General features: G+C 41.4%; 5 protein-coding genes. All 5 read left to right on the forward strand.

Going from position 1 to position 7781, the window contains the following annotated elements; translation table 11 throughout:
- Nucleotides 1–301 precede the first annotated feature (301 nt).
- Nucleotides 302–856: a YagU family protein gene (locus QZL64_RS11405; RefSeq protein ID WP_021842105.1), complete on the forward strand. Its 555-nt coding sequence runs from the start codon at nt 302–304 to the stop codon at nt 854–856.
- Nucleotides 857–1330: 474 nt separating this feature from the next.
- Complete coding sequence (locus tag QZL64_RS11410) at nt 1331–1894, forward strand: TetR/AcrR family transcriptional regulator (RefSeq protein WP_021842106.1); 564 nt, start codon at nt 1331–1333, stop codon at nt 1892–1894.
- Nucleotides 1887–3017 carry an efflux RND transporter periplasmic adaptor subunit gene (locus QZL64_RS11415; RefSeq protein WP_021842107.1) on the forward strand — a complete coding sequence of 377 codons (1131 nt, stop codon included), beginning with the start codon at nt 1887–1889 and terminating at the stop codon, nt 3015–3017. The genes QZL64_RS11410 and QZL64_RS11415 overlap by 8 nt, the downstream gene beginning before the upstream one ends.
- A gap of 11 nt (nt 3018–3028) precedes the next feature.
- The gene (locus tag QZL64_RS11420) at nt 3029–6169 is read left to right on the forward strand and encodes an efflux RND transporter permease subunit (protein ID WP_021842108.1); all 3141 of its coding nucleotides are present in this window, start codon (nt 3029–3031) and stop codon (nt 6167–6169) included.
- 334 nt (nt 6170–6503) lie between these two features.
- Nucleotides 6504–7781: C4-dicarboxylate transporter DcuC (dcuC, locus tag QZL64_RS11425; RefSeq protein ID WP_296309587.1), on the forward strand; the 1278-nt coding region annotated here is incomplete at its 3' end.

Here is a 7781-nt window from a genome sequence, read left to right on the forward strand (position 1 = left end):
CTTTAGCGCCCCAAAATAAATTATAGAACCATCTTACTTATTATGGGCACCTATATTTGGATACATTCAATAGTAATTCTGTCAACTTACTCATAATTCAAGTAAACTGTTTTTATATTTTTGTTCAAAAATCGGTAAACTTAAATGCATTTTAATTATGATTTTTATTCATGTCTTTAATTGACATATAAAAATTTGATTGAATTTGAATTTATTTGAGCGTTTTTAATGGCGTTTTAATCAGTAAAGTGCTAAAATACTATTATTAAAGTAGTATTTGCAAGAGAAAGGGGGCTTTGTGATGAAAGTAGGTTTTAACTACATCACAGAACCAAGCAGACGTCGTGTAGGATTGTCTGTTTTAATCGGTATTATAGTCGGCATTATCGGTGCCATTGCTAAGTGGGGTTGGGAAGTGCCTTTTCCACCGCGTAATCCTGATATTTTCTGGCCGGTTGACGCCATGTCTCGTGTAACACCGCCAAAAGTTGTGTTGGATATGTTACATATGCCTGATTTATCCTATACATTCTCCGGTGTTCAGTTACCGCTTGATGTATTTATTGTGCATGTTTTATTCTCCATTGTATTTGGTATTATGTATTGCGTAATCGCTGAATATTGGCCACGCATTAAAATGTGGCAAGGATGTGTGTTCGGTTTCTTTGTGTATTTATTTGCTCATGTAATCGTAATGCCGCTTATGGGCTTGGTACCGCCATTGGCAGAAATCCCATTTGATGAAAACTTGTCTGAATTATTCGGTCATCTTTGGTGGCTTTGGATTATGGAAGTGGCTCGCCGTGACTTACGAAATCGTATGACCGGTGAACTTGATCCTGAAAAGTATATTTAATTAATAAAACCTCTTTGTTTTAGGTGCTCGGTAATGTTGTTTACAACAGCATTTATGACCAAGCTAACTTTAAAACAAAGGGGTTTTTATTATATCGAAAAATATAGTAGGATATAGTATAATAATTATTGACAAAATTATATTTTTTCGATAAACTGAAACGTGGTACTAGAGTTTTCAGTTCGGTTTTCATTAGTTTTATATAAGTTGAATTGAAAGCATTTTTAGAATAAAAATGTTGGTAATGTGTAATGCTTATCAATTTTTTATATAGTGTTTACTTTAGAATCTGCAAAGTATGTCAGAACTGTGGTAAGTACGGTTATGTAGTGATTGTTATAGTGTAGTGATTATCCTTATAAACAGGGTAAGCAGTATAGTGTAATGATTGCTTATTTTTCTATTTTAGTGTGTGGAAGTGATTCATTATGTGTATGTGGAATTACAGTGTGAATGTTGATGGAGGAGGCGACAATGAAACAACGAATTCTTGATGCGGCTGTAGCCGAAATAGAGTTACATGGCTCGTCATTTCGTATGGATGACTTGGCTAAGCGCCTTAATATTAGTAAGCGTACTTTGTATGAAAATTTTCATTCCAAGAATGAAATCATTGAGCGTATTTTATTCGACAAGAGTCAGGACTTTTATAATTTGCATAAGCAGATTTTAGAAGATGACAACTTGGATACGGTTACTAAGCTCAAACGCTATTTTACGGTTAAATCTGATTTGTATGCGACAATCAGCGGCGGTCATTATCGACTTATGTTTGCCTCGGTGCCATCGTTGGTAGACCAAGTAATGCGTACAGCTGAAAAAGATTGGGAGTTACTGGGGAACTTTTTAAAAGAACAACAACGATTAGGTGTTATTAAAGATGTGGATATTGATGTATTAATACTTATGTTTAAAGGTGTTTTACGCATAGTATTTTACGATAGTCTAGCTAACCTGGAAGATTGCAAAGAGCTTTTGTCAGAGGCTATGAACTTAATATTGCATGGTATTTTGAATGAGGAGGATAAGAATGAGTAAGTTTCGATTATTGGGTGGCATTGTAGCCGGGTTGGCGATGATGCTGGTGGTTGCCGGTTGCGGTAAGGAAGAAGCGCAACAACAGGCAGTTGCAGTCAACACATATAAAATTGTGGCCACCGATACACAGATTGCAACGTCCTTTAACGGTACCGTTACATCGCAGAATAGTACAGCCATTCATGCGCGTGTTTCCGGTCACGTTGTAGAGAAGTATGTTAATGGCGGCGAACAGGTTGTTAAAGGCCAGCCTTTATTCCGTTTGGATTCCCGTCAGTATGAAGCTAATTTAGCCAGTGCTCAGGCTAATGCAGCATCGTCCAATGCATCCTATTTAAATGCGGAACGCGATTTGCAGCGTTATCAGCAATTAGCTAATGAAGATGCCATTGCTCGTCAGACTTTGGATACCCAAGCCAGCACGACGGAACAGCAAAAAGCTGCTTTAGCGGCTAATGATGCAGCTGTTCGTATTGCTCAGGATAATTTGCAGGATACAGTTATTTATGCACCGTTTGACGGTACCTTAGAAATGGATGATGTCGATTTAGGTGCTTATGTAACTGCCGGCAGCACTACTTTAGTTACTATTAATACAGTAGATCCTGTATATGTAGAATTTGCCATGAGTGAAGCTGAATATCTTGACTTCATGAAGAATAAGCAAGGTCAGAATTTGGCTAATGTATCATTACAGCTTCGTTTATCTGACGGTTCTATTTATCAGTACACCGGTACGTTGGTGCAGGCCGCCAAAAACCTCGACAGCACATCCGGTCAGTTGATGTTTAAAGCGTCCTTCCCAAATCCACAGCATATGTTATTACCTAATATGTATGCGTCTGTTGTTTCTCCCGGGGATATTATTAAAGATGCTATCTTAGTTCCTACTAAAGCTATTACGTATGTACTCGATAAATCCTTCGTATTTACGGTTGATGAAAACGGTAAAGTTACTCAGACTCCGGTTGAAACAAGCGGTACTCAGGGTATTTATACAATTGTTAAGAGTGGTATAAAACCGGGGACAACGGTTGTTGTTGACGGCTTAACCAAGATTCGTAACGGTGTAACAGTTAACCCTACGGCGTTGACTAAAGACCAGATTGAAAAGACGAAATAAGGGGGGATACTGTGTCGAAATTTTTTATTAACCGACCTATCTTTGCCATCGTTTTGTCCTTGATTATTACGATTGTCGGCCTTGTGTCAATGTTAACCTTGCCGATTGCGCGTTATCCGGAGATAACACCGCCACAGGTTCATGTAACGACTAGTTACGTCGGGGCATCTGCAGACGTTGTAAGTGATACGGTAGCGTCCGTAATCGAATCCCAAATCGTAGGGGTTCAAGATATGGACTACATGACATCAACCAGTAGCAACAGCGGCAGTTACTCTTTGACAGTCCAATTTAATCAGGGTACCGATGCGGATATGGATACGGTAAATACTCAAAACCGTGTACAGCGTGCCTTAGCTTCCTTACCGTCGGAAGTACAAAGTGTCGGTGTTATTACAACTAAATCTACCGGCGATATGTCCTTGGTATTTGCGTTGAAATCTAATGATGCTGATTCATATGACCAGACATTCTTAAAAAACTATGCATCCAACTACATGATGGATGAAATTAAATCCATTAAAGGTGTTGGTAGTGTGCAGGAATTCGGCGCTGACTTTGCTATGCGCGTTTGGCTCGATCCAAGTAAAATGGCTCAGCATAATGTAACGATTGCTCAAGTAACCAGTGCTATTTCCGCACAGAATAGACAGGCGGCAGCCGGTTCTTTAGGTACCGATCCAACGCCTAGTACACAGCAAATTAATCGTAACATTTCCATTCAAGGCCGTTTAATTACGCCTCAGGAATTCGGTAATATCGTTATTAAAACAGATAGCAACGGTAATTTGCTGCGCTTAAAAGATGTGGCTACTATCCAACTTGGCTCTGAAGATTATGGTTTTAATGCCAAGAGTGATGGCCGTCCAATGGCTGTGTTTACCGTATCTTTAACAAGTGATGCGAATGCGATTGAAACAATCGGTCAAGTAAAGCAAGTTCTGGAAAAACAAAAAGATAGTTTACCACCGGGCGTTGAATATACGGTTATCGTAGATAATACGAACTTCGTTATTGCGTCCATCGAAGAAGTAGTTCAGACCTTCGTAGAAGCGTTGATTTTGGTAGCTTTGATTGTATATATCTTCTTACAGTCCTGGCGCTCCACATTGATTCCGATGATTGCCGTACCGGTATCCTTGCTTGGTACCTTCGCGGCGTTTGAAGTATTAGGCTTTACCATCAATACGTTGACCTTGTTCGCGATGGTACTTGCTATAGGGCTTGTAGTCGATGACGCCATCGTTGTTATTGAAGCGGTTGAATACGAAATTAAAGTCAATGGTTTGACGCCTCATGACGCAACGATTGCAGCTATGAAAAACGTACAAGGTCCGGTTGTCGGTATCGCTTTCGTATTGGCGTCCGTATTCGTGCCGGTATCCTTCATGGGCGGTATGACAGGTATTCTTTACAAACAGTTCGCCTTGACCATTGCCGTATCTGTTGCCATTTCTGCGTTCGTAGCGTTAACCTTGACGCCGGCACTTTGTTCCATGATGTTAAAACCACATGTACCGCAGGAACATGAAAACTTGTTGCATCGTGGACTTAATAAATTTAACGATGCCTTGGAACGTTTCAGTGATTGGTACGGGTATCAGTTAGCTCGCTTGGCTAAACACTTATGGATTACTGTGGCTGCTTTATTGGCGTTTGCCTTGGTTTCCGCAGGTGTGTTCCGCGTATTGCCATCCGCTTTCGTACCACCGGAAGATAACGGTTATTACATGGTAGCCGTAAACTTGCCGGAAGGGGCTACTTTATCCCGTACGATTGCCGTGCTCGATAAAGTGCAGGGCTTCATGAGTGAAGATCCGGATATTGTCGATAAAGCAGGGATTGCCGGTTTCGATATTTTAGCTAGTGCTCAAAAATCAAGCGGCGGTTTGATGTTTGCTACCTTATCCGATTGGAGCCAACGTAAAGGGGCCGGACAGGATGTTAACAGCAAAATCGGTAAATTAATGGGCTATGCCGCTACCGTTCCGGAAGCGACTATTTTACCGTTGAACCCACCACCAATTCCGGGGTTAGGTAACTCCGGTGGTTTCTCCATGTATATTATCAATAAGGCAGGGGATTCCACAGCTGAAATGGCAACCGTTGTTAATGACTTCTTAAGTGAAGCTCGTAAACAACCGGTATTTGGTTCTATCTACACGACCTTTACTGATAGCACACCAACTTATAATTTTGATATTAACCGTGATAAAGCGGCTCAAGATGGTGTGAGTGTGTCTGATATCTTTACGACCTTGCAAGGTTATTACGGTTCGATCCAGGTTAATGACTTTAACCAGTTCGGTAAGACTTATAAGGTTGTTATTCAAGCCAGCCAGGATTACCGTGTTTCACCGGAAAATAACAACAATATCTATGTAGCTAACAGTAGTGGTACTTTGTATCCGGTAGCTAACTATGTTAAAGCTGTATCCACAACATCGGCTTCGACGATCACTCGTTTTAACAACTATCCGGCTGTTAAAATCGGTGGTTCTGAAGCGGACGGTTACAGTTCCGGTGATGCCATTGCAGCTCTTGAAGAAGCAGCGAAAACGTTACCTCAGGGCTATGACTATGACTGGGCCGATCAAAGCCGTGAAGAAGTTAAAGCCGGTTCCCAGACGATTCTTATCTTAGGCATGGGGATTATCTTCGTATTCCTCGTATTGGCCGCCTTGTATGAATCGTGGAAAGTACCGTTTGCCGTATTGTTCTCCGTACCGTCCGGTATCGTAGGGGCAGCTTTAATTCCTTGGTTATTGAACTTAACCGGTGCTTATAGCTTAACCAACGATATTTATTTACAGATCGGGTTGTTGACCTTGGTCGGCTTAGCGGCGAAGAATGCAATCTTGATTATCGAATATGCTAAGATTCGTGTTGATGAGCGTGGCATGCGCTTTGTCGATGCGGCTATCGAAGCGGCGAAGATTCGTTTACGTCCTATCTTGATGACGTCCTTAGCGTTCATCTTAGGTTGTATTCCGCTCGCAATCTCCAGCGGCGCCGGTGCGGGTGCCCGTGTATCCATTGGTATTACCGTAGTAGCCGGTATGACATCTGCTACCTTATTCGGCATCTTCGTTATCCCGATGTTGTTCATCTTAATTGAAAACATCGGTGCCGGTAAGAATAAAAAACATTAATACGTCAGTCTAGGTACTTTAAAATCTTACAATAATGTAAGTTTTAAAGTGCATGACCTGTAAATTATTAAGCGAGTATGCTCTTTTGAGTGTACTCGCTTTTTACATATAATTCGATTGTTGCATATTATGTATAACTTAAATGAAAGAATACATGATATAATGATGGTAATTATAAAGTACATACGTGTACATGTAGGAGGCGATGCGTAGCTGGTGAGGTGTAACGGTGATGATTTATTATAATTATATATCTAAAAGTCACCGGGTTGTGTCTACGGTTATTGGGGGATAGCCGTCAGTAGGTTCGTTGTAGTAGTGAGGAGGTAAGTAAGTGAATATTATTATTTCGGTAATTGTCATTCTCTGGATTGGTACTTTAGTATTCAAACGATATAAAGCGCAAGCCGTTTTATTCATCGGTGGTATGGTACTATTAGCATTAGCCTATTTGATGGGTTACGGCACAATTCTTGGTGCTAAACAACAAACGGGTAACTTTATTTTTGATATTTATGAACTCATTCGCATTTTATTCAGTGAACGTGCTGCTAAATTAGGCCTTAATATCATGGCCGTAGCCGGTTTTGCCCGTTACATGGACCACATTGGTGCATCCCGTGCGTTAGTTACCTTGACAATTAAACCGCTTAAAAAATTAAAATCCCCGTATTTAGTACTCAGTGCTTGTTGGGTAGTAGGGATGATTATCGGTCTTGCTATTAACAGTGCCTCCGGTTTGGCCATGTTATTAATGGTTACTATGTATCCTGTATTAATTGCGTTAGGCGTAAGTAAGTTGTCCGCAACGGCTGCCATCGCAACGACTCTTTGTCTCGACTGGAGTCCAAGTGATACAGGGACTATCTTTGCCGCTGAACTGGCGGGCATCGATCCTGTAACATACTGGCATTCCTATCAGGTACCGGTAGCTCTTTGGGTATTCCCGGTAGTTGCAATACTTCATTATGTTGTACAAAAATACATGGATAAACGAGATGGTCATATTGTAGTGGCTCAGGACGCTGTAGTTCACGAAGAAAAAATGACCAATGAAGACTTAAAAGAAGTTAAAGCACCTTTATACTATGCGATTTTACCGATTATTCCGCTCGCTTTAATTTTATCCTTCTCCAGTCTCTGGATTTCTTGGATTAAGATGAACATTATCATGGCCATGTTAATCGGTACGACTGTGGGCATGATTTTCCAATATTTACGTACCTTTGAGGGTAAGTCTACGCTTGCTGATTTACAGGTTTACTTCGACGGCATGGGTCGCCAAATGGCAAACGTAGTCAGCCTTATCGTAGCCGGCGAACTCTTTGCCAAAGGCCTCATGGCTATCGGTACCATCGATGCCCTCATCAACTGGGCTAAAACGTCCGGTTTCGGCGGTATCGGCATTACCCTCGTAATGGTATCCATCATCGGCATTTCCTCCATCGTTATGGGCTCGGGGAACGCTCCGTTCTTCGCCTTTGCTAACTTGGTGCCGTCCATTGCGGCGTCCACCGGCGTTTCGGCAGCCCTCATGATTTTACCGATGCATTTTATCGCCAGTGCGTTCCGTACCATTTCGCCGATTACGGCTGTAATCGTGGTAGCCGCC

Source organism: Veillonella sp. CAG:933, from assembly GCF_000431435.1.
Lineage (GTDB): Bacteria > Bacillota > Negativicutes > Veillonellales > Veillonellaceae > Veillonella_A.

What these genes read in the sequence shown, in the direction of transcription:
- QZL64_RS11410 (WP_021842106.1), top strand. Translation starts at nt 1,331, where the DNA reads ATGAAACAACGAATTCTTGATGCGGCTGTAGCCGAAATAGAGTTACAT.
- QZL64_RS11415 (WP_021842107.1), top strand. Translation starts at nt 1,887, where the DNA reads ATGAGTAAGTTTCGATTATTGGGTGGCATTGTAGCCGGGTTGGCGATG.
- QZL64_RS11405 (WP_021842105.1), top strand. Translation starts at nt 302, where the DNA reads ATGAAAGTAGGTTTTAACTACATCACAGAACCAAGCAGACGTCGTGTA.